The 14,959-nt window shown below is 64.3% G+C and carries 13 protein-coding genes and 3 tRNA genes; 5 read left to right on the top strand and 11 right to left on the bottom strand.

What is annotated here, in order from left to right; genetic code table 11:
• Nucleotides 1-7: 7 nt before the first annotated feature.
• Together lgt and F9Z44_RS12455 are read right to left on the bottom strand one after the other, a co-directional pair.
• Nucleotides 8-808, bottom strand: coding sequence for a prolipoprotein diacylglyceryl transferase (gene lgt / locus F9Z44_RS12450; RefSeq protein ID WP_159606588.1), 801 nt, complete (start codon nt 806-808; stop codon nt 8-10).
• 4 nt (nt 809-812) lie between these two features.
• Entirely contained in the window at nt 813-1,781 is a 969-nt protein-coding gene (locus F9Z44_RS12455; protein WP_159606590.1) for a LysR family transcriptional regulator, read from the bottom strand.
• Nucleotides 1,782-1,878: 97 nt separating this feature from the next.
• Here F9Z44_RS12455 and ilvD point away from each other — a divergent pair, with 97 nt between their 5' ends.
• A complete protein-coding gene (gene ilvD, locus F9Z44_RS12460; RefSeq protein WP_159606592.1) occupies nt 1,879-3,585 on the top strand; it encodes a dihydroxy-acid dehydratase in 1,707 nt (568 codons plus the stop codon).
• Nucleotides 3,586-3,592: 7 nt separating this feature from the next.
• Here the strand turns inward: ilvD and F9Z44_RS12465 are convergent, their stop codons facing one another.
• Nucleotides 3,593-3,838 (bottom strand): TIGR04438 family Trp-rich protein, encoded by a 246-nt coding sequence (locus tag F9Z44_RS12465; protein ID WP_159606594.1) that lies wholly within the window; start codon nt 3,836-3,838, stop codon nt 3,593-3,595.
• A 133-nt stretch (nt 3,839-3,971) separates the two neighbouring features.
• On the opposite strand from F9Z44_RS12465, the gene F9Z44_RS12470 reads away from it, so the two are divergent.
• A complete protein-coding gene (locus F9Z44_RS12470) occupies nt 3,972-4,277 on the top strand; it encodes a c-type cytochrome (RefSeq protein ID WP_159606596.1) in 306 nt (101 codons plus the stop codon).
• Nucleotides 4,278-4,343: 66 nt separating this feature from the next.
• On the opposite strand, the gene F9Z44_RS12475 is transcribed toward F9Z44_RS12470, so the two are convergent.
• Together F9Z44_RS12475 and acs are read right to left on the bottom strand one after the other, a co-directional pair.
• A protein-coding gene (locus F9Z44_RS12475; protein ID WP_236574355.1) for an IS3 family transposase occupies nt 4,344-5,704 on the bottom strand; the annotation gives its coding sequence in 2 pieces (ribosomal slippage) (nt 4,344-5,227 and nt 5,227-5,704; 1,362 coding nt in all).
• Nucleotides 5,705-5,792: 88 nt separating this feature from the next.
• The gene (acs, locus tag F9Z44_RS12480; protein ID WP_159606598.1) at nt 5,793-7,787 is read right to left on the bottom strand and encodes an acetate--CoA ligase; all 1,995 of its coding nucleotides are present in this window, start codon (nt 7,785-7,787) and stop codon (nt 5,793-5,795) included.
• 205 nt (nt 7,788-7,992) lie between these two features.
• Here acs and F9Z44_RS12485 point away from each other — a divergent pair, with 205 nt between their 5' ends.
• Nucleotides 7,993-8,592 carry a TIGR00645 family protein gene (locus F9Z44_RS12485; RefSeq protein WP_159606600.1) on the top strand — a complete coding sequence of 200 codons (600 nt, stop codon included), beginning with the start codon at nt 7,993-7,995 and terminating at the stop codon, nt 8,590-8,592.
• 4 nt (nt 8,593-8,596) lie between these two features.
• Here the strand turns inward: F9Z44_RS12485 and fumC are convergent, their stop codons facing one another.
• Complete coding sequence (fumC, locus tag F9Z44_RS12490; RefSeq protein ID WP_159606602.1) at nt 8,597-9,982, bottom strand: class II fumarate hydratase; 1,386 nt, start codon at nt 9,980-9,982, stop codon at nt 8,597-8,599.
• A gap of 125 nt (nt 9,983-10,107) precedes the next feature.
• On the opposite strand from fumC, the gene F9Z44_RS12495 reads away from it, so the two are divergent.
• Complete coding sequence (locus F9Z44_RS12495; RefSeq protein WP_159606604.1) at nt 10,108-11,661, top strand: fumarate hydratase; 1,554 nt, start codon at nt 10,108-10,110, stop codon at nt 11,659-11,661.
• Nucleotides 11,658-12,458, top strand: coding sequence for a glutamate racemase (gene murI / locus F9Z44_RS12500; RefSeq protein ID WP_236574112.1), 801 nt, complete (start codon nt 11,658-11,660; stop codon nt 12,456-12,458). The genes F9Z44_RS12495 and murI overlap by 4 nt, the downstream gene beginning before the upstream one ends.
• A 10-nt stretch (nt 12,459-12,468) precedes the next feature.
• Here murI and F9Z44_RS12505 read toward each other — a convergent pair whose 3' ends face one another.
• The 5 genes from F9Z44_RS12505 to F9Z44_RS12525 all read right to left on the bottom strand — a co-directional run bounded on the left by F9Z44_RS12505 (nt 12,469) and on the right by F9Z44_RS12525 (nt 14,940).
• Nucleotides 12,469-13,761, bottom strand: a complete 1,293-nt coding sequence (locus tag F9Z44_RS12505) for an MFS transporter (protein WP_159606608.1) — start codon at nt 13,759-13,761, stop codon at nt 12,469-12,471.
• A gap of 85 nt (nt 13,762-13,846) precedes the next feature.
• Nucleotides 13,847-14,470 (bottom strand): DUF6806 family protein, encoded by a 624-nt coding sequence (locus F9Z44_RS12510; RefSeq protein ID WP_159606610.1) that lies wholly within the window; start codon nt 14,468-14,470, stop codon nt 13,847-13,849.
• A gap of 41 nt (nt 14,471-14,511) precedes the next feature.
• Nucleotides 14,512-14,604, bottom strand: a tRNA-Leu gene (locus F9Z44_RS12515).
• 113 nt (nt 14,605-14,717) lie between these two features.
• Nucleotides 14,718-14,791: transfer RNA gene (locus F9Z44_RS12520), tRNA-Cys, on the bottom strand.
• 73 nt (nt 14,792-14,864) lie between these two features.
• Nucleotides 14,865-14,940 (bottom strand) — tRNA-Gly (locus F9Z44_RS12525).
• Nucleotides 14,941-14,959 lie beyond the last annotated feature (19 nt).

Genomic DNA, 14,959 nt, shown 5'->3' on the forward strand with positions numbered 1-14,959 from the left:
CGCCTCCCTAGCTGCGCCGGCCGAACCACCACCACATGAAGGCACCGGCTCCGATCATGGGCACACACAGCCACTGTCCCATGCTCATGCCCATGGAGAGCAGGCCCAGGTGGGCGTCGGGCTCGCGGAAGAACTCCGCGATGAAGCGGAACACCCCGTAGCCAAAGAGGAACACGGCCGACACCTGGCCGCGCGCCCGCGGCTTGCGCGCATAGAGCCACAGCAGCACGAAGAGCAACAGGCCTTCGAGCAGGAACTGGTAGACCTGCGAGGGGTGGCGCGGAGCATCGCCGGCCCCGGGAAACACCATGCCCCAGGGCAGCGACGGGTCGGCCACGCGGCCCCAGAGTTCGCCGTTGATGAAGTTGCCCACGCGCCCGGCCGCCAGGCCCGTGGGCACGCAGGGCGCCACGAAGTCCATGACCTCCATGAACGGGCGCTGGCGGCTGTGCGCATACCAGAGCATGGCCAGCATCACCCCGAGCAGGCCGCCGTGAAAACTCATGCCACCTTGCCAGACCGCAAAAACCTCCAGCGGATGGGCCAGGTAATAGGCGGGCTTGTAGAACAGGCAATAGCCAATGCGCCCGCCCGCCACCACGCCGAGCACACCGAGGAACAGGATGTCTTCCACATCGCGCCGCGTCCAGGGCGGGTTGGTCACACCTGCAAAAGGCTGGTGGCGCAAGCGCAGGTTGGCCAGCCACATGAACAGGCCAAAGGCCGCCAGATAAGTGAGGCCGTACCAGTGGATGGCCAGCGGGCCGAGCTGCAGGGCGACGGGGTCGATTTGGGGGTGTTGAAGCATCGACCTATTGTGCCTTTGGCATATTTCGCGTCGAGGTCGCAGGGCTTGCGGCGTGGTTCCTGGCAAATTCAATGAAATGGGCGAGTGCCGGGCTCACAAGATCGGCACGCCACACCAGGCTGGTCTCGCACGCGGGCACCGCCCTGCCCCGCGGCCAGGCCACCGGGCGGTACACCACACCAGGCCGCTGGAACTGCCGCACGCTCTGCGGCACCCAGGCCATGCCCAGCCCGGCCGACACCAGGTTCACGATGGTCTGCATCTGGATGGCCTCTTGCGCCACCTGCGGCTCGCGTCCGGCCGCGTTGTACAGCGCAAAGATCGTGTCGAACAACGATGGCAGGATGCGCCGGGGAAAGATCACCAGCGGCTCGGCCAGCAGGCTCTTCAGCGCGGGTCGCTCCTCAGCCGCCAAGGCATGGGCTTCGGGCAGGGCCACCACCAGCGGTTCGCTGGCGATCAGGGCATGGGCCAGGCCCGCGGCGGTGAAGCCGGGCGAGTGCAACACGAAGCCGGCATCCACCTCGCCGCGCGCGAGCAGCTCCAGCTGCACATCACCCGTGGCCTCGATCAGCTCCAGCGCCACCTGCGGCCACTGTTCGCGGAACGCTCGCACCCAGCGCGGCAACAGCTCGAAACCGACCGTGGACACGAAGGCCAGCCGCAGCCGCCCCAGCTCGCCGGCGGCGGCGGCGGCGCGCGCCAGCTCGGGCAGGGCCTGCGCGCGGCTGAGCAAGTCGCGCACCTCAGGCAGCAGGGCGGCGCCGGCCGGCGTGATCTTCACGCTGCGCTGGGTGCGCTCGAACAGGCGCGCGCCCAGCGCGGCCTCCAGCCCGGCGATGGCCTGGGTCAGCGGCGGCTGGGTCATGTGCAGGCGCGCGGCGGCTCGGCCGAAGTGCAGTTCTTCGGCCAGGGCGACAAACTGGCGCCACTGGCGCAATTCAATGCGCAGCGATCTGGATGGCTCATTCATACGCCAAGCGTATCAAATCCGGTATTCAAAGCTATTGGAAGGAGGCCGAGGGCTGCCGCATACTTCCCCTTCTTTTTCCCACCCACGAGACAAGACCATGGCAGACAGCAAAACCATCCCGATCAAACCCATCAACAGCCGCAGCGCGAACATCACGCAAGGCAAGTCGCGCGCGCCCAACCGCTCCATGTACTACGCCATGGGCTACGAGGAAGGCGATTTCGTCAAACCCATGGTGGGCGTGGCCAACGGCCACAGCACCATCACGCCGTGCAACTCGGGGCTGCAGAAGCTGGCCGACGCGGCGATCGCCGGCATCGAGGAAGCGGGCGGCAACGCGCAGGTGTTCGGCACGCCGACCATCTCCGACGGCATGGCCATGGGCACCGAAGGCATGAAGTACTCGCTGGTGAGCCGCGAGGTGATCTCGGACTGCATCGAGACCTGCGTCGGCGGCCAGTGGATGGACGGCGTGGTGGTGGTCGGCGGTTGCGACAAGAACATGCCCGGTGGCCTGATGGGCATGCTGCGCGCCAACGTGCCGGCGATCTATGTGTACGGCGGCACCATCCTGCCGGGCCACTGGAAGGGGCAAGACCTCAACATCGTGAGCGTGTTCGAGGCCGTGGGCCAGAACGCTGCCGGCAACCTGAGCGACGAAGACCTGCGGGAAATCGAGATGCGCGCCATCCCCGGCACAGGCTCATGCGGCGGCATGTACACCGCCAACACCATGTCCTCGGCGTTCGAGGCACTGGGCATCTCGCTGCCCTACTCCAGCACCATGGCCAACCCGCACGACGAGAAGATGAACTCGGCCAAGGAATCGGCCAAGGTGCTGATCGAGGCCATCAAGAAAGACATCAAGCCGCGCGACATCGTGACCAAGAAGGCGATCGAAAACGCGGTGGCAGTGATCATGGCCACCGGCGGGTCGACCAACGCGGTGCTGCACTTCCTGGCCATCGCCCACGCGGCCGAGGTCGAGTGGACCATCGACGACTTCGAGCGTGTGCGCCAGAAGACCCCCGTGCTGTGTGACCTGAAACCCAGCGGCAAGTACCTCGCGGTGGACCTGCACCGCGCCGGCGGCATTCCGCAGGTCATGAAGGTGCTGCTCAACGCGGGTCTGCTGCATGGCGACTGCCTGACCATCAGCGGCCAGACCATTGCCGAGGTGCTCAAGGACGTGCCCGATGCACCACGCGCCGACCAGGACGTGATCCGCCCGATCGACAAACCCATGTACGAACACGGCCACCTGGCCATCCTCAAGGGCAACCTCAGCCCCGAGGGCGCGGTGGCCAAGATCACCGGCCTGAAGAACCCGGTGATGACCGGCCCGGCGCGCGTGTTCGACGACGAGCAGTCCGCCCTGCAAGCCATCCTGGACGGCAAGATCAAGGCCGGCGACGTGATGGTGCTTCGCTACCTCGGACCCAAGGGCGGCCCGGGCATGCCCGAGATGCTGGCGCCCACCGGTGCCCTGATCGGCGCGGGACTGGGCGAGAGCGTGGGTCTGATCACCGACGGCCGCTTCAGCGGCGGCACCTGGGGCATGGTGGTGGGCCACGTGGCACCCGAGGCCGCGGCTGGCGGCACAATCGCGTTTGTGAACGAAGGCGACAGCATCACCATCGACGCGCACAAACTGCTGCTGGAACTCAACGTGCCGGCGGCCGAGATCGACAAGCGTCGCGCTGCCTGGAGGGCGCCGGCTCCGCGCTACACGCGCGGCGTGCAGGCCAAGTTCGCGTTCAATGCTTCCAGCGCCAGCAAGGGCGCCGTGTTGGACAACTATTGATGGGGAATCAGCGCGAGCGACGCTTGGTCTTCATGCCAAGGTTCTCGCGCTGCTTGTCGATGCGGTCCTGCTTCTTTTTGTCCATCTTCTCCATCACCTTGCGCTTGGTGTAGCCGGTGGAGTCGGCCCAGGCCCACCAGGCCACCGCCAGCGCGAAGGGCGAGAGCACCCACCACCAGGACAGGTCCACGGCAAAGCCCACCTCCAGGTACTTCATCAGCATCAAGATCACACCCAGGATCAGCAAATACATCACACGCTCCAGTAAATCCAGTAAAGGCCCGACAAAGCACGGCAAGATTCTGTAAGCGATCGTTTCACCTGTCCCCTGCTTCGCTAAACTCCAGACTGTGCTGGCTTCAGCATTCACTCACAAGGACAACCCCATGAAACGCGCTCTTCTGATTATGGCCGCCATGACCACGCTGGCCGCTCCCTCGTTCGCCGACGAAGCTCTGGCCAAGAGCAAGAACTGCATGGCTTGCCACGCGGTGGACAAGAAGCTCGTGGGCCCGTCTTACAAAGATGTGGCCAAGAAGTACGCCGGCGATGCCAAGGCGGTCGATGCACTGGCCACCAAGATCGTCAAAGGTGGCTCCGGCGTGTGGGGCGCGATCCCCATGCCCGCCAACACGCAAGTGAGCGAAGCCGATGCCAGGAAGCTGGCCACCTGGGTGCTGAGCCAGAAGTAATCTTCGGCGCCTTCAACAAAAAACCCGCTCAAATGAACTGACCCCAATAAGTTGGACGGTTATTGATTAGCTGCTCAAGGCCTGAATCCGGTACTGAACTGGGCTCAGGCCTTTTAGTTTGAGCTTGATGCGGTGGTGGTTGTAGTAGTGGATGTAGCGGTGCAGGCCTTGCTGGAGTTGCTTGATGCTTGCGAACTTGTTGAGGTAGAAGAACTCGCTTTTCAGCGTGCCGAAGAAGCTCTCCATCGCAGCATTGTCCAGACAGTTGCCCTTGCGCGACATGCTTTGTTTCAGTCCATGATCGATGAGTTGGCGTCGGTACGCTGGCATCTGGTACTGCCAGCCCTGATCGGAGTGCAGCAAGGGCCTATCCCGGTCCGAGAGCCGCGCCAGCGCCTTCTTCAGCATGCGGCTCACCAACGGGAAGACGGGGCGCTCGAGCATCTCGTAGGCCACAATTTCCCCGTTGTAGAGGTCCATCACCGGGGACAGGTAGAGCTTGTCGCCCTGGACATTGAACTCGGTCACATCCGTCACCCATTTCTGGTTCGGCCCGCTAGCCGCGAATTGCCTATTGAGCAGATTGGGAGCTGCGGCGAGCTGGCCACGGTAGGAGCGGTACTTCTTGGGTCGCACCAGGGATTTCAGGCCAAGACCCTGCATCAGACGCTGTACGGTTTTGTGGTTGACGGCCTCGCCTGCATGGCAAAGGGCGGCAGTGATGCGCCGATATCCGTAGCGGCCCTTGTGGCGCTCGTAGATGGCACGGATACGAGTTTTCAACCCAGCGTACCTGTCGCCGGCCTCAAGCACTTTTGCCTGGTAGTAGAACGTGCTGCGCGAGAGCCCTGCGGCCTTGAGCAACGCGGGCAACGGGTAGTCCAGCCTCAGTTCGATCACGGCTTGCGCTTTTTCTGCGCAGCTTGCCGATTCACTCGAACCAAGGCATCCAATTTTTTTAGGTACGCCACCTCCGCGCGCAGGTATTCGTTTTCCTGGCGCAGCGCGTCCAGCGTGCGCGCATCGTTGGCATGCGGTGGCGGGGGATCGGGTGGCTTGGGCGCTGTCATCAACTTCGGGCCGCGTCGTCGTTTGGACTTGAGGGCATCTATACCACCCTCATGATACTGACGCTCCCAAGCCGATACGACGCCCTGCCCGCCGCGTATGTCAAACAGCGCCGTCACCTGGCGGCACGACAGCTCCTCTCGCCACATCCGGCGTAGCACGTTCAACTTGAACTGCTCGTCGTAGTGGCTGAACTTCTTGCGCAGCCCTTCCATTCCATGCAGGCGATACCCTTCCACCCAGCGGCGCACTGTCCCGTGGTCCAGCCCGTATCGCAACGCTATCGCTCGTGCGCCCGAAGATTCCGAAAGGTATCTCTGTACCACTTCGAGCTTGAAGCTCTCATCATGTCTCGCCATGAAAAACACCCCAAAGGTTGGATCGATGTCCAACTTTTGGGGTGCAGTTCACAAATCCAGCGGGTTTTTTGTCGCCTGAACGCCTGGCTCAGTTGTTTTCGGACAGCTGATCGAGGATCGCGGGATTCTCGAGGGTCGACGTGTCCTGCGTGATCGCCTCGCCTTTGGCGATGGAGCGCAGCAGGCGGCGCATGATCTTGCCGCTGCGGGTCTTGGGCAGGTTGTCGCCGAAGCGGATGTCTTTCGGTTTGGCGATCGGGCCGATCTCCTTGCCCACCCAGTCGCGCAGCACCTTGGCGATGGCCTTGGCCTCTTCGCCTGTGGGGCGCGAGCGCTTGAGCACCACGAAGGCCACGATGGCCTCGCCCGTCAAGTCATCAGGGCGGCCCACCACAGCGGCTTCGGCCACCAGGTCGGTCTTGCTCACCAGGGCAGATTCGATCTCCATCGTGCCCATGCGGTGGCCCGAGACGTTGAGCACGTCGTCGATGCGCCCGGTGATACGGAAGTAACCCCGGTCAGCGCTGCGCACCGCGCCATCACCAGCCAGGTAGTAGCCCTTGAGTTCTTCGGGGAAATAGCTCTTCTTGAATCGCTCCGGGTCACCCCAGATGGTACGGATCATCGAAGGCCAGGGCTTCTTGACCACCAGGATGCCGCCCGAGCCGTTGGGCACATCGACGCCGGCTTCGTCGACGATGGCTGCGGCAATGCCCGGCAGCGGCAGCGTGCACGAGCCCGGCACCAGCGGCGTGGCGCCCGGCAGCGGCGTGATCATGTGGCCGCCGGTTTCGGTCTGCCAGAACGTGTCCACGATGGGGCAGCGCTCGCCGCCCACGTGTTTGTGGTACCACATCCAGGCTTCGGGGTTGATGGGCTCCCCCACCGAGCCGAGCAGGCGCAGGCTTGAGAGGTCGGAGCGCGCCGGATGCACTTTTTCGTCACCCTCGGCCGCCTTGATGAGCGAACGGATCGCCGTGGGCGCGGTGTAGAAGATGGTGCACTTGTGCTTCTCGATCATCTGCCAGAAGCGCCCGGCGTTCGGGTAGGTGGGCACGCCTTCGAACACGATCTGTGTGGCGCCCGCGGCCAGCGGGCCGTAGGTCACGTAGGTGTGGCCGGTGATCCAGCCGATGTCGGCAGTGCACCAGAAGATGTCGTCGGCCTTCAGGTCGAAGGTCCAGTTCATGGTGAGGTTGGCCCACAGCAAGTAGCCGCCGGTGCTGTGTTGCACGCCCTTGGGTTTGCCGGTGGAGCCGGAGGTGTAGAGCACGAACAGCGGGTGCTCTGCGCTCACCATCTCGGCCGGGCACACATCCGATTCGCTGGCCATCACCTCGTGCATGAAGCTATCGCGCCCGGCCACCATGTTGCAGGCGGTGGGCGTGCGCTGGAACACGATCACGTTCTGGATGCACTCGCAGCCACCCATGGCAATGCCGTCGTCCACGATGGCCTTGAGCGGCAGCTCCTTGCCACCGCGCAGCTGGTAGTTGGCGGTGATCACGGCCACGGCACCCGCGTCCTGAATGCGCTCCTGCAGGGCCTTGGCCGAGAAGCCGCCGAACACCACGCTGTGGGTGGCACCGATGCGCGCGCAGGCCTGCATGGCCACCACGCCCTCGACCGTCATCGGCATGTAGATGACGACGCGGTCGCCCTTCTTCACGCCGCGCGCCTTGAGCGCATTGGCAAAACGCGAGACCTTGGCCAGCAGTTCCTTGTAGGTGACCTTGGTCACCTCACCGCCATCGGCTTCAAAGATGATGGCGGTCTTGTTCTCCACCGGCGTGCCCATGTGGCGGTCCAGGCAGTTGTACGAGGCATTGAGCTCACCGTCCTCAAACCACTTGTAAAACGGCGCATTGGACGTGTCCAGCGTCTTGGTGAACGGCTTGTTCCAGGTCAGCGTCTCGCGGGCCAGACGGGCCCAGAAACCTTCGAAATCCTTGTCGGCCTCGTCGCACAGCGCCTGGTAGGCGCCCATGCCAGACACCCGGGCGGCCTTGACGGTCGCAGCAGTGGGTTCAAAAACGCGGTTTTCGACCAGGGTCGATTCGATGGACGTCGACGGTGCGGACATGGGCAGTCTCCTCAAGTGTTGTGAATTCAAGCCAGCCAATGACTGTGGGCACAGGCTCTTACGAGCCACTTACAGGACCGGCAATGTCCCTGTGCCGCCGCCCCGGGCCATGGGTAAAAGCCCCGGGCCCATGGCGGCTGCCACCCTACAATACAGCGGCTTTGTGGCCGCCCGTCCCGGGCACCCGGCGCATCGCCCTTCCCTCATGACCGATCCCGTCAAATCCTCCGCCAAGATCAACACCTTGCCCAACCTGATCTTCGCCAGCCGCTGGCTGCAACTGCCGCTCTACATCGGACTGATTGCAGCCCAATGTATCTACGTCTTCCACTTCTGGGTCGAGCTGGTGCACCTGGTCGAGGCGGCCTTTGGCAGCCAGGTGGCGCTCGACAAACTGATCAGCAGCATTGGCTACAAAAGTGATGTGCAGCTGACTGGTCTCAACGAGACCGTGATCATGCTGGTGGTGCTGGCCCTCATCGACGTGGTCATGATCTCCAACCTGCTGATCATGGTGATCGTCGGTGGCTACGAAACCTTCGTCAGCCGGATGAACCTGGAGAGCCACCCGGACCAGCCCGAGTGGCTCAGCCACGTGAACGCCTCGGTGCTCAAGGTCAAGCTGGCCACGGCCATCATCGGCATCAGCTCCATCCACCTGCTCAAGACCTTCATCAACGCCGCCAACTACGACGAGAAGGTCCTGATGTGGCAGACCATCATTCACGTCGTGTTCCTGCTCAGCGCCATGGCCATCGCCGTCACCGACCGGCTGATGCAGCAACCGGCAGGTGGCAAGCACTGAAGGCTCAACGCCCCACCATGTGCTCAGGCCGCACCCACTGGTCGAACTGCTCGGCCGTGACGAAGCCCAGCGCCAGTGCCGCCTCGCGCAGGCTGCTGCCGTCCCGGTGTGCCTTCTTGGCAATCTGCGCGGCCTTGTCGTAGCCAATGTGCGTATTGAGCGCCGTCACCAGCATCAGGGAACGGTCCACCAGTTCGGCGATGCGCGCATGGTTGGGTGTGATGCCCACCGCGCAGTGGTCGTTGAAACTCTTCATGCCGTCGGCCAGCAGGCGCACGCTCTGCAAAAAGTTGTGCGCCACCAGGGGCCGGAACACATTGAGCTCGAAGTTGCCCGAAGCCCCGCCGATGTTGATCGCCACGTCGTTGCCCATCACCTGGGCGCAGAGCATGGTCACCGCCTCGCTCTGTGTCGGGTTGACCTTGCCGGGCATGATGGACGAGCCCGGTTCGTTCTCGGGAATGGTCAGTTCGCCAATGCCGCTGCGCGGTCCGCTGGCCAGCCAGCGCACGTCGTTGGCGATCTTGTTCATGCTCGCGGCCAGCGTCTTGAGCGCGCCGTGGGCATGCACCAGGGCATCCACGCTGGCCATGTTTTCAAACTTGTTGGGGGCGCTCACGAAAGGCAGCCCGGTGAGCCGGGCCAGCTCGGCCGCCACCGCCTCGGCGTAGCCCGCAGGTGCGTTCAGGCCGGTGCCCACCGCCGTGCCGCCCAGCGCGAGTTCGCACAAGTGGGGCAGCGCATTGCGCACATGCCGCTCACCGTGTGACAGCTGCGCCGCATAGCCCGAGAACTCCTGCCCCAGCGTGAGCGGTGTGGCGTCCTGCAGGTGGGTACGGCCGATCTTGACGATGTCGTTGAAGTCCCGGGTTTTCTGATCCAGCGTGCCCCGCAGCAGCGCCAGCGCGGGCAGCAGCCGGTGCGTGATGGCGTCCACCGCCGCCACGTGCATCGCGGTGGGAAACACGTCGTTGCTCGACTGGCTGCGGTTCACGTCGTCATTGGGGTGCACCAGCCGGCCTTCGCCACGCGGGCCGCCCAGCAGTTCGCTGGCGCGGTTGGCCAGCACCTCGTTGAGGTTCATGTTGGTCTGGGTGCCCGAGCCGGTTTGCCACACCACCAGCGGGAACTCCGCCTCGTGCTGCCCGGCCATCACCTCGTCGGCCGCGGCCACGATCGCCCCGGTCTTTTGCGCGTCCTGCAAGCCCAGCACGTGGTTCACCACGGCCGACGCGCGCTTGACCTGCGCCAGCGCCCGGATGAGCTCGCGCGGCATGCGCTCGCCCGAGATGTCGAAGTTCTGCAGCGAGCGCTGCGTCTGGGCTCCCCAGAGCCGCTCGGCGGGCACGGCGACCTCGCCCATGGTGTCGCGTTCAATGCGGGTTTTCATGGCGCTCTCCTGTGTCAGCCGGCGTTGGGGCGACCTGTCAAAATACCGGCTGGCCCACCGTAGCAGACTGTGCGCCAGAGCGGCCCCCACGGCAACAGCCAACCGACACCAACCTCCCCACCGCCATGACCACGAGCATCCGCCAGAACGACCTGATCGAATCCGTCGCCGCTGCCCTGCAGTACATCAGCTACTACCACCCGGCCGACTACATTGCCCACCTGGCTCGCGCCTACGAGCGCGAGCAGAGCGCCGCTGCCAAGGACGCCATCGCGCAGATCCTGACCAACAGCAAGATGAGCGCCATCGGCCACCGCCCGATCTGCCAGGACACCGGCATCGTCAACGTGTTTCTGAAGGTCGGCATGAACGTGAAGCTCGACGGCTTCACCGGCAGCCTGGAGGACGCCATCAACGAGGGCGTGCGCCAGGGCTACAACCACCCCGACAACCAGCTGCGCGCCTCGGTCGTGGCCGACCCGCAATTCGCCCGCAAGAACACCAAGGACAACACGCCCGCCGTGATCTTCACCGAGCTCGTGCCCGGTGACACGGTGGAGGTGACCGTGGCGGCCAAGGGCGGCGGCAGCGAAAACAAAAGCAAGATGATCATGCTCAACCCCGGCGACTCGGTGGTCGACTGGGTGATGAAAACCGTGCCCACCATGGGCGCCGGCTGGTGCCCTCCGGGCATGCTGGGCATCGGCATCGGCGGCACTGCCGAGAAAGCCGTCTTGATGGCCAAGGAAAGCCTGATGGACGACATCGACATGTACGAACTGCAGGCCAAGGCGTCCAAGGGCGAGAAGCTCACGCAGGTGGAAGAACTGCGCCTGGAGCTGTTTGACAAGGTCAATGCCCTGGGCATCGGCGCGCAGGGCCTGGGCGGCCTCACCACCGTGCTCGACATCAAGATCAAGATGTACCCCACGCACGCGGCCAGCAAGCCCGTGGCCATGATCCCCAACTGCGCCGCCACGCGCCACGCGCACTTCGTGCTCGACGGCAGCGGTCCGGTCTACCTGGAAGCGCCGAGCCTGGACCTCTGGCCCAACGTGAACTGGGTGCCCGACACCCAGAAGAGCCAGCGCGTGGACTTGAACACACTGACCAAGGCCGAGGTGGCCAGCTGGAAACCCGGCCAGACCCTGCTGCTCAACGGCAAGATGCTCACCGGCCGCGACGCCGCGCACAAGCGCATCCAGACCATGCTCGCCCAGGGCGAAAAACTGCCGGTGGACTTCACCAACCGCGTCATCTACTACGTGGGCCCGGTCGACCCGGTGCGCGACGAGGCCGTGGGCCCCGCCGGCCCCACCACCGCCACGCGCATGGACGGCTTCACCGACATGATGCTGGAGCAGACCGGCCTGATCGCCATGATCGGCAAGGCCGAGCGCGGCCCGGTCGCCATCGAGTCCATCAAGCAGCACAAGAGCGCCTACCTCATGGCCGTGGGCGGCGCGGCCTACCTCGTGTCCAAAGCCATCAAGCATGCGAAAGTGGTGGGCTTCGAAGACCTGGGCATGGAAGCCATCTACGAGTTCGACGTGGTCGACATGCCGGTGACGGTGGCGGTGGATTCGGGCGGCACCAGCGCCCACATCACCGGCCCGGCCGAATGGCAGAAGCGCATTGCCTCCGGCGAGTTCAAGGGCATCAGCGTCGCTGCCGCTTGAAAACCGTCGGTGTGTTCGACAGCGGGGTCGGCGGCCTGAGCGTGCTGCGTGCCCTGCTGGCCGAGTCGCCTGGGGTGCGCTTCATCTATGTGGCCGACAGCGCCTACGCGCCGTACGGCGAACGCACGGTCAGCGAGATCACCGACCGATCCGAACGCATCACCGCCTGGCTGCGTCAAACCCACCGCATCGATGCCCTGGTGGTCGCCTGCAACACCGCCACCGCGCTGGCCATCGACAGCCTGCGCGACACCCACCCCGACCTGCCCATCGTGGGCGTGGAGCCCGCGCTCAAGCCCGCAGCAGCCATGAGCCACACGCGTCACATCGGTGTGCTGGCCACGCGGGGCACGCTCAATAGCGAACGTTTCGCACGCCTGCGCACCCAGCTGGAACGCACGGCTTCGAGTCCCGTGCATTTCATCTGCCAGCCCTGCGACGGCCTGGCCGACGCGATCGAGCGTGACGACCTGCAAACTCAACAGGCTCTGTGCAAACGTTACGCAGCCGCACTGCGCGAGCACGCCCCTGGTGACATGGACACCGTGGTGCTGGGCTGCACGCACTACCCCTTCGCGGCCGACCTGCTGGCGCAGTTTCTGGGTCCAGACGTGACCTTGGTGGACACCGGCATGGCCGTGGCGCGCCGCACGCGCGACGTGCTGGGCACGTCCATCGAGAACGACTCAGCTGCAGCGCCGCCCCGGCTGCTGTCGACGGGTGATCCCACCGCGCTCTCACGCGCGGCCAGCCGATGGCTTGGCATTCAGGCCCACGCCGAGAAGCTGGCAGTCTGAGCCGACGGCGCTACCGAAGCGCAGCCTCCCGACCGCGTTTCATGTTGACCGGGATCAGCAGCACCAGCCCGATCACGAACAACACGGCGGTGGACCCAATGGCCAGCCGCTGGTTGCCCCCGGTCATCCAGGTGATAGCGCCATAGCTCAGCGGTCCGATGATGCTGGCCACGCGGGTGGCAAAGGTCCACAAACCAAAAAACTCGGCCAGTTGCGCCGGCGGCGCCAGCATGCCGGCCATGGCCCGGCCTGACGACTGGCTGGACCCCATGCACACGCCCGCAATGGCCGCCGCATACCAGAACCCGCCCTTGGTGGTGGTGATGGCCGCGATGATGCAGGTGGCCACCCAGCCCACCAGCGTGATGCCCAGCGCCAGCTTGTGGCCCAGCCGGTCTTGCCAGTAGCCAAACGCGAACGCGCCCACCATGGCGGCGATGTTGAGCACGAAGATCAGCACCATGGTTTCCTGCTGCACGAAACCGATCACCTGCTCGGCATAGATCGCCGCCAGCGTGATTGCTACCGCCACGCCACCCTGGTACGCCGTGGCGCAGGCGAGCAGCCACATGAAGTCCTGGTAGTGCCGCGCCTGCTGAAACGTGCTGCGCAACTGGCGAAACGACTGACTCCAGGCCGAGCCGGTCACGTCAACCTTGGGCTCGGCGCGCTCGCGCAGAAAAACCAGCGTGAACAGGGACGCCAGCGCAAACACCACCGCCGTGATCAGCATGGTCACAGGCACGAACTGAGCGGCCTTCTGCCCCTGCCCCTGTGCCCACAACACATAAGCCAGGCTCAAGCCCAGGGCCAGCATGCCGCCGCAGTAACCCAGACTCCAACCCCATCCGCTCACGCGGCCCATGGCTGCAGGCTTGGCCAGCTCGGGGAGGAATGCCGCCACCAGCGACTCGCCCCAGGCAAAAAACACGTTGGACACCACGATGAGCAACACGCCCAACACCACCGCCCCGGGACCCACCAGGGCGAGTGCCGCCGTTGCAAGCACGCAGCCCGCGGTCGTGAACATCAAGAGTCGCTTCTTGGCCGCGTGTTGATCAGCCCAGGCGCCCATGGCCGGAATGGTCAGCATCACGATCAGGTGCGACACGCTCAAGGCTGCTGTCCACGCAAACGCGGCCCACTCGGCACCCTGCGCCACCGCACCCACGAAGTAGGCGGCAAACACCGCCGTCAACACCACCGTGGTGTAGCCCGAGTTGGCGAAGTCGAACATCGCCCAGCCAAACACCTCGCGCTTGCGCACGCCGGGGTTCAGGGCATCTGTGGAAAAGAAAGACATGGACGCTCCGGGCGGCGGGTTGGGGTCCCGCCATGCAGCGCAGTCTAGGGCCTGCGAGTGTCAGGCCGATGCGCGCCGTCGCGGATCAGTGCAGGTGACGCGGCTTGCGCGGGCCGCCATGGCCCGAAGGACCACCATAGCCACGGGGGGGTTTGCCAAGCTGCATGGAGCTCACCAGGGCGTCAAAGCGCTGCGTGAACAGCTTGTCGATCGAGCCCACCACTTCGCCGAGTTCGGCGGCATCGAAGTGGCGCTCCATGACGTGGAGCACATCCTGCACCAGCAAGTCGCGCTGCACCTGCATGATGGCAGCCGGCGTGGGCCCCACGAAACACATCAGGAAATCATCGCGTGCTTCTTCTTCGGAGGACTCGTCTTCCTCATCGAACTCGGCATCGTAAAAAGACACCTCCAGCGGCGCGCCCGTGGACGCAATGTCGTTGAGGCCCATGCAGGCCTCCTCGATCACCTGACGAAAGTCTTCGTCGCCCGGCACAGTCCAGCAGATTTGCAACACGTGGGTTTCCGCGTCAAAGCGAATGCCCGGTTCGTCTTCATAGCTGCTCTCTGACGCAGCGGCCAACGACTTGGCACCGGCATACACCCACACCGGTTTGAGAGCATCCTGGATCTGCGCATAGACCACGTCCTCGCGCAAGGGCACGTCGCCGTGCACGTGGATTTCAAAGGGCGCGTTGTATCGGGTCATGAAAACTCACTGTACCGGCGAAACCGGAAAAAACCTAGTCCTGGTGCCTCGAACCGGGGTCGAACCGGTACGCTCCCTTTCGGGATGGCGGCGGATTTTAAGTCCGCTGTGTCTACCAATTTCACCATCGAGGCCGAGAGGGGATTGTCGCAGGTGAAGACACCGCGAAAGCGGGCCAACATTGAGGTCCGGCCAGCTGAAATGAAACAACCCCGCAACATTCAAGTTGGCGGGGCTGCGAATGATCTGGAGGCGCGATCCGGAGTCGAACCGGACTAACCGGATTTGCAATCCGGGGCATAACCGCTTTGCTATCGCGCCGTCAGGATCGGCGATGAACACGCCGATCTGAAAAGGCTACAAAAAAGGGAAGCAGAGCTTCCCTTTTTGAATTTGGAGCGGGAAACGAGACTCGAACTCGCGACCTCAACCTTGGCAAGGTTGCGCTCTACCAACTGAGCTATTCCCGCATTTTTCATGCTGTTCCGC

It is taken from the genome of Hydrogenophaga sp. PBL-H3 (assembly GCF_010104355.1).
In the GTDB taxonomy this organism is placed as follows: Bacteria; Pseudomonadota; Gammaproteobacteria; order Burkholderiales; family Burkholderiaceae_C; genus Hydrogenophaga.

Coding starts and splice junctions, on each gene's coding strand:
- lgt (WP_159606588.1), bottom strand. CDS start 808: ATGCTTCAACACCCCCAAATCGACCCCGTCGCCCTGCAGCTCGGCCCG.
- F9Z44_RS12455 (WP_159606590.1), bottom strand. CDS start 1,781: ATGAATGAGCCATCCAGATCGCTGCGCATTGAATTGCGCCAGTGGCGC.
- ilvD (WP_159606592.1), top strand. CDS start 1,879: ATGGCAGACAGCAAAACCATCCCGATCAAACCCATCAACAGCCGCAGC.
- F9Z44_RS12465 (WP_159606594.1), bottom strand. CDS start 3,838: ATGTATTTGCTGATCCTGGGTGTGATCTTGATGCTGATGAAGTACCTG.
- F9Z44_RS12470 (WP_159606596.1), top strand. CDS start 3,972: ATGAAACGCGCTCTTCTGATTATGGCCGCCATGACCACGCTGGCCGCT.
- acs (WP_159606598.1), bottom strand. CDS start 7,787: ATGTCCGCACCGTCGACGTCCATCGAATCGACCCTGGTCGAAAACCGC.
- F9Z44_RS12485 (WP_159606600.1), top strand. CDS start 7,993: ATGACCGATCCCGTCAAATCCTCCGCCAAGATCAACACCTTGCCCAAC.
- fumC (WP_159606602.1), bottom strand. CDS start 9,982: ATGAAAACCCGCATTGAACGCGACACCATGGGCGAGGTCGCCGTGCCC.
- F9Z44_RS12495 (WP_159606604.1), top strand. CDS start 10,108: ATGACCACGAGCATCCGCCAGAACGACCTGATCGAATCCGTCGCCGCT.
- F9Z44_RS12505 (WP_159606608.1), bottom strand. CDS start 13,761: ATGTCTTTCTTTTCCACAGATGCCCTGAACCCCGGCGTGCGCAAGCGC.
- F9Z44_RS12510 (WP_159606610.1), bottom strand. CDS start 14,470: ATGACCCGATACAACGCGCCCTTTGAAATCCACGTGCACGGCGACGTG.